The organism is Actinotalea sp. (assembly GCF_035443605.1).
Classification (GTDB): Bacteria; Actinomycetota; Actinomycetes; order Actinomycetales; family Cellulomonadaceae; genus Actinotalea.
This window is the reverse complement of the sequence record NZ_DAORSQ010000052.1, coordinates 5,674-19,421: the sequence shown is the minus strand read 5'-3', so window position 1 is coordinate 19,421 and position 13,748 is coordinate 5,674. Positions and strand designations below refer to the sequence as shown.

Sequence of the window (13,748 nt, the reverse complement as noted above, 5' to 3'; positions counted from 1 at the left end):
CGACGCCAGCACGCGGCTCGCCTCGGCGGTCTGCCGCACGGCGTCGCGCACGTCGACGCCCGACAGCACACGGGCGGCGCCCCGCGCCGTTGGGCGCTCGCGCACGCTCGCCGACCGGGGCCGCTCGGTCGCGGCCTCGAGCCGCTCCGCGACGGCGGCGTCGACGTCGGGCGCACCCGTCCGGACGAACGCCGGCACGAAGGCGTCGATACGCTCCGCAGCGGTCCGGGCGCCCGGGCGGGTGGCCCTCGCCGGCCCCTCGGCAGCCAGGCGTCCCACCGGACCGAGCCAGTCGGAGGAGCCCGCGACGGGCAGCGCCTCGAGGACCGGGGCACGCAGTGCTGCCAGCAGCCCGCCGTCGCGCGCGGCGTAGACCCGCCGCAGCCGCTCGAGGTGGGCCGCGGCGAGCTCGACCGCCTCGGGGGCCGGCGGTCCGGGCGGGACCGCCGGTCCCGGCGGCCCCGGACGGCGGCGGGACACGGAGCCGCCGGCGAGGTCGACGCCGACCATCCGGAAGGAGTACGAGCGTCCGTGGCGCAGGGGCGGCAGGGAGCCCGGCTCGACCCGGGTCCGCACGTGCACGCCCGTCGCGGGCTCGTCCGGCGGGGCGTCGAGGACCTTCTCGACGCCGTCCTGGTGCACCACGACCTTGCCGGGCCGCGGCGCGGACAGGCTCCAGCCGTCCCACCCGGCCACGACCTCGTGCAGGTAGTACGGGTTGGCAGCCGCGCCGGGGACGCGGTTCAGGCCGGACTGCTGGAGGAACCCCACGTCGGGGGCGTCGGTGAGCACGGGGACCGGCCCGGTGCCGTCGCCGGGGTCGGCGACCACGTCGACGCGCCGCTCGTGCAGGCTGTGCCAGGCGCGCGTCGCGTCGTCCCAGACCTCCAGGCGCACGCCACGCACGACGTCGTCGTAGCGCAGCTCTGGGCCGAGCACGCCCGGCCCGTCGACCGGGGCCGAGACCTGCTCGGCCGCGGCCAGCCGGGCACGCGAGGCCGCGACGCGGTCCGTCCGGGCGATGGCGAACCCGGTCGCGCGCAGCGTCGCCGGGGCCGAGGTGGCCGGGTCGCCGTTGACCTCGGCTGCCAGCGTGCGCGGCAGGTCGCGCAGGTGCTGCTCGAGCTTGAGCCCCGAGGCGTCCGGGTCGACGTCGAGCACGACGTAGGACTCCTCGCCCAGCGGCACCGCGCCGCCCACCCACTGCGCGGAGGACTCCGCGGCGAGCACGTCACCGTGCACGACGATGCGCGTGCGCGGCGGGGCCAGCAGGGTGACGTCGGCGCCCTGCGGTGGGACGAAGCGCACCGCCAGCCAGGCCGCCGCGTCCAGGCCGGCGAGCACGGCGTCGTCGGGCACCAGCAGGTCGACCGCGAGCCCGAGCCGACGCAGCAGCGCGGGCGTGGAGCCGAAACCGGCGGCGCGCGCGTGGAAGTCGGGCACCGGGGTGGTGGGGCGCGGCGTGGTGGCGCCGGGGGTGGGCCGGGCCGCGTACGTGCTCGCGGCCTCGGGCCGCTGGTAGAACCGCCGCGTGGCGTGCGCGTCGACGAGCAGGCGCAGCTCCGGGTCGCCCGTGAGGTCCTGGCCGATCAGCGAGTCGAGCCACGCGGTGACGGCCTCGTCGCCCTCGGTGTCGTCGAGCAGCGCCTCGATGGGCGAGGTCGAGGACTGGTCCTTGCTCGGGTACGGCTGGCGCGGGCCGAGCAGGCCGAGGGTGGCCTGGGCCTCGAGGGTGCGCCGCGCGAGCAGGTCCTCCGCGCGGTGCGTGCGGCGCTCGTCGATGGCCAGGAGCTCGCGCACCGCACCGGACCGCTCCGTGAGCCGGCGGAGCAGCCCGCCGAACACGGGGCTCGACAGCACGCCGGGCCGCACGGTCGGGGCCGCCGTGAGCGCCAGCAGGTGCAGGTCCACCGCGCCGTCGCCCACGCGGTGCGCGGGGAAGGAGCGCCACGGCGCGGCCGACAGCACGGGCGCCGGGAACGCGTCGACGGGCACGCCCGGCCCGAAGACGGCGTGCCACGCGGTGGCGTCCGCCGCGTGGGGGCCCGGGACCACCGTGAGCGGCACGGGCGCGCCGAGGTGCGAGGCCACGAGCTCGAACGTCCCGCCGGTGAGCGTCTCGACCCAGTCCAGGGTCGCCGGGAAGTCCGCCAGCGTCCCCGGGGCCGCCCCCGGGTCGAGCTTGTGGGTGACGAAGGCGGTGAGGTGCCGCTCGGCGTCCCGCGCGCGGGAGAACGGCAGTGCCGTCACCAGGACCTGCGACGTCGTCATGGTCATCTCCACTCAGGCTGCGGTGACGAAGGCCTCGCAGTACGCGGACCAGTCCGCGTTGGTGCCGTCCGGGGCCGGCGGCAGGATGTCGGCGAGCACGGGGTCGCCCTTCGAGCCGGCCAGGCGCCGCTCGACGGACACCTCGACGGACGCCGAGAAGAAGAGCACCTCGACCTCGATGACCAGCGACGCTCGACCGACGAGCTTGCCCGTGTCGAACTCGTACTCGAGGGACAGCTCGAGTGTGATCGAGGCCGAGATGAGGCCCAGCACGTCCACCTCGCCGCGCAGCCGGAAGTACGCGGTGAGCGAGCCCTTGTCGCCCTCGAGGCGCAGGTACACCCCCACGGCGACCGACAGCGAGCCCGAGGCGACACCGAGGTCGATCGAGAGGCACGCCGTGGCCTCGAGCCCCACCTCGAGCAGCACCAGGCCCTTGGGCGAGGCCCGCAGCGCGACCCAGCCGCCGCCCCCGACCATCATCACGGTGAGCCGGAACGGCGACTCCTTGGAGCAGAAGGTGAAGCCGATCGTCACGGCGTCGCCGAGGAACGGCACCCGGGCGTCGGCTCCCAGCGCGATGTTCTCCAGGCTGAACACGCCGACGGAGACGTTGGGCAGCGCGAGGTCGAACCCTGCGGTCACCCCCTCGGGCGAGACGTCGACGAACGGCGGGTCGGCGAAGCCGTCGAACGGGATCATCCGGCGCAGCGTGTCCACGAAGGACAGCACCCCGAGGAACTCCATCCCGCCGAAGACGACATCCACCTCGGGCTTGCCGCCCGAGCCGACCCGGAAGCCGATCCGCTGGAAGGTCATCGCCATGAGCGGCTCGCCGGGCAGCAGGACGAGCGCGAAGTCCGCCAGCTCGGCCGCGACGTCCACGCTCGGCGGCGTGCTCGCCGAGGCCCGCACCTCGATCGCCAGCCGCAGCCCCCGCGGGTCGCGCGCCTCGAAGACGGGGCTGCCCGCCGGCCACGACCGGATCTGCGGGTTCCAGACGAACCGCGCGGTGACGGACGTGCCGGGGCTCAGCAGGTCCTCGACGAACGACTGCAGGGCCTCGAGCGTGTCCGCCGCGCGGGCGAGGGTGGCCAGGGCCGTCGCGGGCCGCTCGAGCGCGGCCCGCACCATCGCCGGCAGCTGGGGTGCACCGAGCGCGGCCAGCAGGTCGTCGACGCGGTCGGCCGCCACCCCGAGGGCCGCGACGACGTCGCCGACGGCCGCGATCGGGTCCGCCGCACCGGGCAGCGCCGTGACGGTGTCCACGAGCGTGTCGAGCGACGCCAGCAGGGGGCCGACCGCCGCGTCGAGCTGCGCGCGGGCCGCGTCGATGGCCGCCCGCGCGCCGTCGTGCGCCGCCCCGGCCGCCTCCTGGACCAGCCGCGGTCCGGCCTCCGCCGCTGCGGTGCGCAGCCGGTCCGCCTCCGTGACGATCGCGCTCACGGTGTCCAGCGCCTCGGTGACGAACTCGGGCGCGTCGTCGAGCCCCACCCCGAGGGCGTCGAGCAGGTCGAGCAGCGAGAACAGGCCGAACAGCTTGGGCAGGGCGCCCTCGAGGAACCGTGCGGGGTCGAACCTGCCCTGGGCCAGCCCCGAGGTGGGCCCGGTGCCGTCCTCGCCGACCGCACCGAGCGAGCGGGACAGCGCGCGGACGGCGAGGTTGGGCGTGAGGAACCCGCCCGAGCGGTCCGAGCCGCCCGAGAAGTCGACGGCGGGCGGGGAGCCGAGCAGCGTGAGGAACAGCTGGCCCGGGTTGGCCGCCCCGAACCCGCCGGCGTCCGCCGCGAGGAAGGGGGCCGAGAACCCGAGCTCGACGCCGGCGACTGCGGGGCCAGGTGACGCATGCTCGGCACCACGGCGTTCGTCTGCACGAGGAACGGCCGCGAGGTGAGGTGGTCACGGTCCACCACGCCGCGGAACTGCAGGTCGTTGACCTCCAGCGTCGTGTCGCCCGGCGTCGCGGAGCGCGCCATCGTCACGCTCTGCCCCCGGCCGGGGACCTTGCGGACCGGGGCGTACGCGGCCTCGGCCGCGGCGTCGATCGCCGTGCCGACGGTCGCCTGGACGGACAGGAGCGACACGAAGGCCAGCGGGGCGGAGAACGTCACCGTCCGGCCCGCCTGGTCGACCCCGACGAGCGTGAACCGGTACGGCGTGCCGTCCTGGGTGGGCACGAACGGCGTGGCGAGGTTCGCCGGGTCGAGGTTGGGGGTGACCAGCGGCTCGAGGGTCACCTGGCCCAGCGGGGTGTCGTGGCCCGCGAAGCTGCGGCTCGGCTGGCGCACGATGATGAAGTTGCGGCGCCACAGGTAGGCGACCCCCTGGGAGCGGTCGAGCACCTTGCGCTCGGAGACCGTCACCCACACGGCGCGGTGGCCGAACGGGTAGAGGAACCCCGGCTCGGTGACCCGGACGTAGGAGTCGCGGCCCATCACGGCCTGGTGCCGGTAGGACTCGATCGGCGGCGCGAGCAGCGGCTCGGGCGCGGGCCCGATCGCGAGGGGGTCCCACGTCCCCGCCCAGTCGATCCACGCCCCGAGGCTCGACAGCGCGAGGCTCCGCACCTCGAACGGCTCCGGCGGCACGCCGGTGCGCACGTCGGAGGACTGGCGGACCAGGGACCGGCGCCACGGCGGCACGAGGGACTGCGGCGCGAGCGGGGCCGGGTCGGTCAACGCCGTGGCGTCCAGCGCGTCCATGTCGCGCGACCAGATCGCACGGACGATGCGCTGGGCCTCGTCGGTGTCGTCGTGCCCGGTGAACGCGCCGGCCGCATCCGTGGCGCGCACGGTCAGGTGCGTGCGCCACAGCTCGACGCGGGACTCGTCCCCCTCGGCGGTGATCGGCTCGACCTCGTGGCGGAACGCGCCGAGCGCGCTGGGCGACACCGTCACGCGGTACGGCGCCTCGATGGCGGTCTCGGTGCCCGAGGGCGGGCGAGGTCCGCGCCGCGGGCGCACACCGGGGTGCAGCACGTGGCCGGGGACGAGGCGACCGAGCATCCCGGGCAGCCGCGCGGCCCGGCCACCCGCGGGCGACGCCGCCGCGGCGCCGGCGACCGAGGTGCCGGCGGCGGGGGCCGCGAGGGTGGCGCCGGCATGGCCGCGCACCAGTCGGGCGGCCTGGGCGTGCCCGACGACGGCCGAGACGGCGCCCGCGAGCCGCGTGGAGGCCAGCGCAGCGGCCTGGCCGTCACCGACCACGAGGTCCGTGAGGGTCACCCCGCGCACCAGCCGGTCCCGCCAGCCCGGGACGAGGACGACGTCGGCCCACCCTGGCGTGACCGGGCGACCCGGTCCCTCCGCGCTCGCCGCGGTCGCGTGCGGCGCGACGCGCAGCGGCAGCGTCGGCAGCACGGTGAGCACGCCCGCGAGCGTGAAGGGCACGACGGCGCCGTCCGCGAGCGCGAAGACCAGCCGGCTCGCGGCGGCGGCCCGGTGCGCCGAGACGGCGCCCGGGGTGGTGCCCTCCTGCCACGCACGCTCCCCGACGTGCTGGGGCGGGAGCACGAGGACCAGCGCGGCATCGTCACCGTGGGCCACGAGCACGGGCCCGTCGTCGCCGTCGTCGAGCGTGCAGCCCGGGGCGAGCAGCCTCGCGTCGAGGAGGTCGGCCGGGCGGACGAGGCGGGCGTCGAGCTCACCGTCGCCGTCGATCACCGGGCTGTCGGGACGCCCGTGCTGCGGGTCGTCATGTCGCGGTCGTGGGGGCATCGTGCGCCTCCTCGGAGTGGCGCTGGGTGCTCCCGACGCTACGGCCGCCGCCCTGAACCGGCATCGGTGAGACCACCGAGATCCGCCCGCTCGCGAGGACCCGGACCCGGGCGCACCATGGGAACGCTCGGTCAGCGGAGCGGGGGACACGTGCGTCTGGCGATCATCGGTGCGATGCCGCTGCTCCGGCGCGGCCTGGTGCTGCTGCTGCGCAGCCGCGGCCTCGTGGTGCACGCCGAGCACCGCTGGATCTCCGAGCTCGCGCTCGAGCCCGTGCCCGACGCGCTCGTGCTCGTCTCGACCGGCCGGGACCGGACCGCGGTCTCCGCCGTCCCGCGCCTCGCCATGGCACTGGCGCGGGGCACCGACGTGCTCGTGCTCACGGACGCGCCGCACGACTGGTCCCTCACGGCCGGCGGCCTGCGCCGCGCCGTCGCCACCGCCGGCGGCCCGGGCCCCGGGCGGCGGCTCGACGTGCTCGACCTGGGCGCGGCGGCCGACCCGGCGGACGTGGTCGCATGGCTCGCCGCGCGGCCGCAGCTCGCCGCCGGCTCGCACGGCCCGGCGCCAGCCCGCGTGCCCGACGCCCTGACCGGCAGCGAGCGCGAGGTGTACCAGCTGCTCGCCCAGGGACTGTCCAACGCCGGGATCGCCGAGGCGCTGTCCCTCAGCCGGCGGACCGTGGAGTGCCACGTCTCGCACGTGTTCACGAAGCTCGGCCTCGCGTGCGCCGATCCGGGCAGCAACCCGCGCGTCGCGGCAGCGCTGCGCTGGTCCGGCGGCGCGGGCTGACGTCGGCCGCCGACCACGGGCGGTCCAGGTCGGCGGACCTCAGGCGCGCGGGACTGCTCCCAGGTAGACCGCGGCGGCCTCGGGGGTGAGCGGGCGGCTGAGGTGGTAGCCCTGGGCCAGGTCGCAGCCCGCGCGGGTGACGAGGTCGAGCTGCGCTGCGGTCTCGACACCCTCGACCACGGTGGTCGCGCCGATGGCCCGCGCGAGGTCGACGATGAAGGCGAACATCGCCTCGTCCGCGGGCTGCCGGGCGGTGAAGGAGCGGTCGATCTTCAGCAGGTCCACCGGGAGGTCGCGCAGGTAGGCGAGCGAGCTGTAGCCCGTCCCGAAGTCGTCGACCGCGATCCCCACCCCGAGGGCACGCAGCTCGCCGAGGCGGTGCAGGCTGCGCTCGACGTCGACCATGAGCACGCTCTCGGTGATCTCCAGCTGGAGCGCGGCGGCCGGCAGCCCCACCTCGCCCAGGACGGCGGCGACCATCTCGGCGCAGTCCTCGGCCGCGAGCTGGCGGGCCGACAGGTTGACGGCGACGGTCAGCGGGCGGCCGGTGGCCTCGCGCCAGCGCAGCACGTCGGTGCAGGCCCGGCGGAGCACGTGCTCGCCCAGGGCCCCGATGAGGCCGAGGTCCTCCGCCGTCGGGATGAAGACGCCGGGTGGCACGTCGCCGTGGCCGTCCCGGTGCCAGCGCGCCAGCGCCTCGACCCCGACGACGTCCTGCGGTCCGGGCCCGTCCGCACCGGCCGCGCCCCCGCGCAGCGCGAGCACCGGTTGGTAGGCCACGGTGAGCTCGCCGTGCTCGACGGCACGACGCAGGGCACCCTGGAACTCGAGCCGCTCGCCGGCGCGGCTGCGCAGCGACGTGTCGAACACCGCGGCCTGGTCGCGCCCGGCGTCCTTGGCCTGGTACATCGCGACGTCGGCGTCCCGCAGCAGCCCGGCGACGTCCTGCTCCCCCGGGCCGCACACGGTCACCCCGACGGACATCGTCGAGATGAGCAGGCGGTCCCCCACCCGCATCGGCTCGCGCAGGACCGCGCAGATGCGCTCGCCCGCAGACTGCGCCGCGGCGACGTCGGGCACCGCCGTGGCGAGGACGGCGAACTCGTCGCCGCCCAGCCGGGCGACCGTGTCGCCCGGGCGCACCACGCGGGTCAGGCGCTCGGCGACCACGCGCAGCAGCTCGTCGCCCGCCGCGTGCCCCAGGGAGTCGTTGACCACCTTGAACCGGTCGACGTCGCAGAACAGCACCGCGACCGATGCACCCTCGCGCGCCGCGCGCTCCAGCGCCACCCCGAGCCGGTCGCCGAACAGCACCCGGTTGGGCAGCCCGGTGAGGGCGTCGTGCGTCGCCGAGTGCGCCAGCGCGGCGGCGGCCTGCCGCTGCGCCGTCACGTCGATGACGACGCCACCGACGCCGACCACCCGGCTGCCCGTCACGACCGGGAAGTAGCTGGCGTTCCACACCGTGGCGCCGACCGAGACCTCGACGTCCTGGACGGGCTCGCCCGAGGCCACCACCCGACCGAGGTGGTGCGCCAGCGCCGGCGCAGGGTCCGGGAGCCCGTCCGGCGCGCGGCCGAGGTGCGCCGCGGGGGGCAGCCCGGTGAGCGACGCGAGCGCGGCGTTGATCCGCCGGAGACGTAGACCCAGGTCCCAGAACCCGAGCCCCACCGGGGTCGCATCGGCATAGGCGTCGAGCAGGGCCAGGGCGCCGTCACGGTCGGCCACGGCCGTGCGGTAGGCGACGGCCGCCGCGTGGACGAAGGCACCCATGAGTGCCAGCGACACCGCGCGCAGCACGGCGACCGGGACGGGGCCGTCCGCCGCGCCGAACGGCACGAGCAGCAGGTAGACGAACGGCACCCCGACGACGAGGGCCAGGCTGGCGCGGCGCGGCAGGACGAGCGGGTAGACGGTGACCAGGACGAAGAACCACAGCAGGTAGTACGCGCTGCTCTGCTCCCGCAGGGCCATGAGCGTGAAGGCCAGGAGCAGGACGACGACGGCCCGCAGCAGGACCGTCCACGGCGCGCGCGGGCCGACGATCCCCGCCACGCCGAGCACCACGAGCAGCGCGGTCGACCCGGTGGCGAAGGACAACCAGCCATCGGCGGCGACGGCCTGGACCGCCAGCCCGTGGCCGGCGAGCGCGAGGCACGCGAGGGGTTCGAAGACCTGCAGCCGCTCCGGGACGCCGGTGGGCCGGTCGACGTCACCGCGGGGCTGCCACCCCCCGCCGTCGAGCTCCTCGGCCGCCATGACAGCGACGCTACCGGCTGGACGTGCGGCAGGATCGTCGGGTGGACCCCGCGCGCCCTGGAACGACCTCGCCCCGCCCGCTCCCGGCACCCCCGGTGGCCGATCTCGCGACCGTCGCGGTCGACGTCGGTGGCGCTCCCGTCGCGGGGACGCTGTGGGTGCTGGACCAGCTGTCGCGGGTCGCGGCCTTCCGCCTGGCCGACGGTCGGGAGGTGGTCGTCAAGGCCCGGCCCGCGGAGCCACGGCTCGCGGCGTGCACGGCGCTGCAGGCCGCCGCGGCCGCCGCGGGGCTCCCGTGCCCCCGGCCGCTGGGCAGCAGCGCCGCCGGCGGCTGGGAGCTGGCCGTCGAGGAGCACCGCCCCGGGGGACGGCCGTGCACGGTCGGCGAGCTGGGCATCCAGCCCTTCGTCGACCTCGCGCTGCGGCTCGACGACGCCGTCGGCGGCCTCGCCGCGGGCACCGAGCCTGCGGCCCCCCCGTGGGCCGATCCGCTGCACGCCGGCGCGGACGTGTGGCCCACGCGCGACGCCCGGCTGCCGGACCTGCGTCGCGACCCCCGCGTGCCGTGGCTCGACGACGCCGCCGGCCGGGTGCGTCGCCGGCTCGCCGACGTCGACGGCCTGCCCCGCGTCGGTCACCTCGACCTCGAGACGCACAACCTGCGCTGGGCCGAGGCGCCCGGACCACGGACGCTCGACCACCTCGTCTCCCTCGACGACTGGGACAGCCTGGGGGTGCTGCCGCAGGTCGTCGTCGTCGGGCAGCAGGCCGGGACGTTCACGGCGACGCGCGACCGGTTCACGGACCCGACCGTCGCGCAGAGCGAGGAGTTCGTGCGCCGCTGGCTCGCGACGAGCGGCCGGGTGTGGAGCCGCGACGAGCACGAGGCGGCGTGGGCCGCCGGCCTGTGGACCAAGCTCTTCAACGCCCAGGACCGGGTGGTGCACCGCGACGCCGTCGGCGTGCTCGAGCACGCACGGCCCGACGCGGACGAGCGCCTCCGCCTGGCGCGGGCCTGAGGGTGGGCACGGCGCCGGACGACGCGCTCGTCGAGCGCCTGCGCGCGGCCGGCTGCGTCTTCGCCGAGGAGGAGGCCGCGGCACTGCGCGAGGCCGCCGGCACACCCGCGGAGCTCGACGCGATGGCGCGCCGACGCACATCAGGGGAGCCGCTCGAGCAGGTGGTCGGCTGGACCGCGTTCTGCGGCCTGCGGATCGGCGTCGAACCGGGCGTGTTCGTCCCACGTCGGCGCAGCGCGCTGCTCGTGCACGAGGCCGTGCGGCTGCTGGCGGCCTACGGCACGGGGCCCCACGAGGTGCCCGTCGTCGTGGACCTGTGCTGCGGCTCCGGGGCGCTGGGTGCCGCGATCGCCGACGGCGCGGCCACGAGCGGGCTCGGACGGGTCGAGCTGTACGCGGCGGACGTCGACCCCGTCGCCGTGGGCTGCGCTCGTCGCAACATGGCGGCCGCGGGCGGGCACGTCGTCTGCGGCGACCTGGACGAGCCCCTGCCCGCCGCGCTGCGGGGCGCGGTGCGCGTGCTCGTCGCCAACGTGCCGTACGTGCCGACGGCCGCGATCGCCGGGATGCCCCCGGAGGCCCGCGACCACGAGCCCCGGCGGGCGCTCGACGGCGGGGCGGACGGCCTGGACGTGCTGCGCCGCGTGGCGGCGGCGGCACCACGCTGGCTCGCGCCCGGCGGGTCCCTGCTCGTCGAGACCAGCGACCGGCAGCAGGCCGCGGCGGTGGCCGCCGTCGAGGCGGAGGGTCTGACGGCGCGCGTCGTGACCTCCGTCGACCTCGACGCCACGATCGTCGTGGGGCGGTGGCCGGGCGCCTGAGCCGGCCGCCGGCCGGCGGCCGAGCGCGAGGACGCGACCGGGTGCAGGATGCCTCGACGAGGGAGGTGCACCGTGGTCGATGCGCAGGCGGTCGCGAGGGCCTTCGCGCTGGGCGATCCGCTGGGTGGAGCCACCGAGGTCGGCCGGGGCGAGCAGGGCGTCGTCTGGCGCCTCGCGACGGACGGCGGGACGTGGGCCGTCAAGGTGCTCACCGGACCGGCGGACGAGGCGTCGGCCGCGGCCGACGTCGCGTTCCAGGAGCTCGCCGCCGCCCGGGTCGAGCTGCCCCGGCCACGACGCACGGTCGCGGGCACCGTCCTGCTCGCCGCCGACGCCGCAGGGGCGGACGGCCCCGTCCGGGTGTCGGCGTGGGTCGACCTCGACCCCGGGGTGACCGCGACCCCCGCGGACCTCGGCCGGGTGATCGCCGCCCTGCACCTGGTCGACGCGCCGGCCGACCGCGACGTCGAGCCCTGGTTCGCCGACGGCGTCGACGCCGCGACGTGGGACGGGCTGCTCGCTGCCGGACGGGCGGCGGGCGAGCCGTGGGTCCCTGGCCTGGACCGGGCCGTACCCCTGCTGCTGGACCTCGCGCGGGTCGTCGTCCCCGCCGACCCTGCCCGGTTACGGACGTGCCACCGCGACCTCAACGACGTCAACGTCCGGCGCACGCGCTCCGGGGGTCTCGTGGTCCTGGACTGGGAGGGGTCCGGCCCCGCCGACCCTGCCCGCGAGCTCTGCGCCCTCCTCGTGGTGCAGACCCTCCGTGCACCCGTCGATCGGGCCGTCGAGCTGTACGCCGCCTACCGCCGCACCGGTGGTCCCGCCCGGGTGCGGGACCTGGCGGACTTCTCGACGGTCTCCGTGCTCGCCGACAACCTCGTCGCGCTGTACGCGCGGGCCACGCTCGACCCGCACGCCGCCGACCCGCAGCGCGCGTTCGCCCGCCAGCAGCTCGACTGGATGCTGGCCGACCCGAGCCGGGTCTCCCTGCCCGCCGTCGAGCACCTGCTGGCGCGCCTCGGCCCGTGAGGCGCTGCCACGGCACCGCGCGTCAGGCCACGAACAGGCAGAACGCGTGCCCCTCCGGGTCGAGCAGCACGCGCACGTCGGTCTGCGGCTGGACCAGCGCGAGCACGGCGCCCAGCCCCACGGCCCGTGCGACCTCCCGCTCGAGGTCGCGCACGGCGAGGTCGAGGTGGGCCTGGATCTGCTCGGACCCGGCCCGGGCCGGCCACGTGGGTGCGACGTGCAGCGGCTCGAGCTGGAACGACAGCCCGGCGCCACCCCCGGGCGGGCGAAGCATCACCCAGGTCGGCTCGTCGACGACGGTGTCCCACCCGAGCAGCCCGGCGTAGAACCGCGCCAGCACCCCGGGGTCGCGCGCGTCGAGCACCGTGGCGCTCAGCCGCACCTCGGCCCGGGAGAGCCCGACGGCAGCCAGGGCCGCGCGGACCGCCTCGTGCGGGTCGCCGTCGCCGGCGCGCGCCCACCACAGCAGGGCGTCCATCGCCGTCCACCACGCCGTCCGCGCCACGACGTCGGGCACCAGGTCGTCCGCCCTGCCGTGCGTGCTGCGCGCGATGTGGTCCGCCAGCGCCGCGATCGCCGCGTCGGCCGTCCCGTGCAGGTGGCGTCGCAGCGCCGGGACGCCCTCGATGAGGCGAAGCCGCAGGCGGAGCACGTGCTCGTCGTCCCTGGGGAAGCGGATCGCACCGACGAGCGCTTCCGCCACGTCGCCGCGCCAGCCGGGTCCGGTCGCGCGCCCGGCGAGCCCCACGAGAAGCGACCCCGCGGCCGCGGCCTCGCCCTCCCAGACGATGGCTCCCTTGCTGTCGAAGTACCGCAGCACGGTCGACCGGCCCACCCCCACCGCGGCCGCGACGTCGTCCAGCGTGGTGCCGTCGTAGCCGTCCCGGAGGAACAGCTCGAGGGCCGTGCGGGCGATCTGCGCGGACGAGGTGGTCGGCGGGCGACCCCGGCGTCTAGGACTCTTGTCCCCCATGCCAGGAGAGCCTACTTTCGGTCCTGGGTACCGGAAAGCCCGGCGCCAGCTCAGGACGTCTGTGGAAGGACACGATGATGTCTCCTACCCCCTTCACCGCGGAGCGTTTCGCCGGGAGGACCGCGATCGTCACGGGCGCCGGCTCCGGGATCGGCCGGGCCACGGCGATCCGGTTGGCGCTCGAGGGCGCCACCGTCATCGCCACCGACATCAGCGAGGCCCGCCTCGCCGAGCTCGTCGCCGAGCACCCGGAGCTCGGCTTCGTCACGGTCGCCGGCGACGTCTCGAGCCAGGAGCTCGTCGACCGGGTGGTCGCCACCGCCGGCGGCCGGGTCGACGCCCTGGCCAACATCGCCGGGATCATGGACGCCTTCCTGCCGCCGGCCGAGGTGGACGACGCCACGTGGGACCGGGTCTTCGCCGTCAACGTCACCGCGGTGATGCGCATGACGCGGGCCGTCCTGCCGCTGATGATCGAGGCCGGCAGCGGGTCGATCGTCAACGTCTCGTCCGAGGCGAGCCTGCGGGCCTCGGCCTCCGGTGCGGCGTACACGGCCTCCAAGCACGCCGTCAACGGCTTCACCAAGAGCACGGCCGTCTTCTACAAGCCCAAGGGCATCCGCGCCAACGCGGTCGCCCCCGGTGCGGTCGCGACGAACATCGAGGCGCCGTTCAGGTCCGCCTGGGGCGCCGAGGTGGTGGGCCCCTTCTTCGCGATCATGCCCCCGCCGGCGACGTCAGAGCAGCTCGCGGCCACGATCACCTGGGTCCTGTCCGACGACGCCTCCAACGTCAACGGCGCGATCCTCCCGTGCGACGGCGGCTGGTCGGCCATCTGACCTCCCCGTTCCGCCGCCGCCCCACC

General features: G+C 76.5%; 10 protein-coding genes. 5 read left to right on the top strand and 5 right to left on the bottom strand.

The features are described from left to right. From PKY62_RS07535 to PKY62_RS07525, 3 genes are all read right to left on the bottom strand, one after another. On the bottom strand, nt 1-2,271 hold a 2,271-nt coding region (locus PKY62_RS07535), incomplete at its 3' end, for a hypothetical protein (protein ID WP_324536093.1). Nucleotides 2,272-2,283: 12 nt separating this feature from the next. Next, nucleotides 2,284-3,765, bottom strand: coding sequence for a hypothetical protein (locus PKY62_RS07530; protein ID WP_324536092.1), 1,482 nt, complete (start codon nt 3,763-3,765; stop codon nt 2,284-2,286). Beyond that, entirely contained in the window at nt 3,714-5,987 is a 2,274-nt protein-coding gene (locus PKY62_RS07525; RefSeq protein ID WP_324536091.1) for a hypothetical protein, read from the bottom strand. The genes PKY62_RS07530 and PKY62_RS07525 overlap by 52 nt, the downstream gene beginning before the upstream one ends. A gap of 174 nt (nt 5,988-6,161) precedes the next feature. Here PKY62_RS07525 and PKY62_RS07520 point away from each other — a divergent pair, with 174 nt between their 5' ends. Then, complete coding sequence (locus tag PKY62_RS07520; protein ID WP_324536090.1) at nt 6,162-6,779, top strand: helix-turn-helix transcriptional regulator; 618 nt, start codon at nt 6,162-6,164, stop codon at nt 6,777-6,779. Nucleotides 6,780-6,818: 39 nt separating this feature from the next. On the opposite strand, the gene PKY62_RS07515 is transcribed toward PKY62_RS07520, so the two are convergent. Then, the gene (locus PKY62_RS07515; RefSeq protein ID WP_324536089.1) at nt 6,819-9,038 is read right to left on the bottom strand and encodes a putative bifunctional diguanylate cyclase/phosphodiesterase; all 2,220 of its coding nucleotides are present in this window, start codon (nt 9,036-9,038) and stop codon (nt 6,819-6,821) included. A 41-nt stretch (nt 9,039-9,079) separates the two neighbouring features. Here PKY62_RS07515 and PKY62_RS07510 point away from each other — a divergent pair, with 41 nt between their 5' ends. From PKY62_RS07510 to PKY62_RS07500, 3 genes are all read left to right on the top strand, one after another. Beyond that, nucleotides 9,080-10,057 carry a hypothetical protein gene (locus tag PKY62_RS07510; RefSeq protein WP_324536088.1) on the top strand — a complete coding sequence of 326 codons (978 nt, stop codon included), beginning with the start codon at nt 9,080-9,082 and terminating at the stop codon, nt 10,055-10,057. Nucleotides 10,058-10,059: 2 nt separating this feature from the next. Continuing rightward, the gene (locus PKY62_RS07505; RefSeq protein WP_324536087.1) at nt 10,060-10,878 is read left to right on the top strand and encodes a putative protein N(5)-glutamine methyltransferase; all 819 of its coding nucleotides are present in this window, start codon (nt 10,060-10,062) and stop codon (nt 10,876-10,878) included. Between the two features lie 72 nt (nt 10,879-10,950). Next, the gene (locus PKY62_RS07500) at nt 10,951-11,910 is read left to right on the top strand and encodes a hypothetical protein (RefSeq protein WP_324536086.1); all 960 of its coding nucleotides are present in this window, start codon (nt 10,951-10,953) and stop codon (nt 11,908-11,910) included. 22 nt (nt 11,911-11,932) lie between these two features. Here PKY62_RS07500 and PKY62_RS07495 read toward each other — a convergent pair whose 3' ends face one another. Further along, nucleotides 11,933-12,883 carry a VOC family protein gene (locus PKY62_RS07495; protein WP_324536085.1) on the bottom strand — a complete coding sequence of 317 codons (951 nt, stop codon included), beginning with the start codon at nt 12,881-12,883 and terminating at the stop codon, nt 11,933-11,935. A 77-nt stretch (nt 12,884-12,960) separates the two neighbouring features. On the opposite strand from PKY62_RS07495, the gene PKY62_RS07490 reads away from it, so the two are divergent. Further along, complete coding sequence (locus PKY62_RS07490) at nt 12,961-13,722, top strand: SDR family NAD(P)-dependent oxidoreductase (RefSeq protein ID WP_324536084.1); 762 nt, start codon at nt 12,961-12,963, stop codon at nt 13,720-13,722. Nucleotides 13,723-13,748 lie beyond the last annotated feature (26 nt).

What these genes read in the sequence shown, in the direction of transcription:
- PKY62_RS07525 (WP_324536091.1), bottom strand. Translation starts at nt 5,987, where the DNA reads ATGCCCCCACGACCGCGACATGACGACCCGCAGCACGGGCGTCCCGAC.
- PKY62_RS07520 (WP_324536090.1), top strand. Translation starts at nt 6,162, where the DNA reads ATGCCGCTGCTCCGGCGCGGCCTGGTGCTGCTGCTGCGCAGCCGCGGC.
- PKY62_RS07515 (WP_324536089.1), bottom strand. Translation starts at nt 9,038, where the DNA reads ATGGCGGCCGAGGAGCTCGACGGCGGGGGGTGGCAGCCCCGCGGTGAC.
- PKY62_RS07495 (WP_324536085.1), bottom strand. Translation starts at nt 12,883, where the DNA reads ATGGGGGACAAGAGTCCTAGACGCCGGGGTCGCCCGCCGACCACCTCG.
- PKY62_RS07490 (WP_324536084.1), top strand. Translation starts at nt 12,961, where the DNA reads ATGTCTCCTACCCCCTTCACCGCGGAGCGTTTCGCCGGGAGGACCGCG.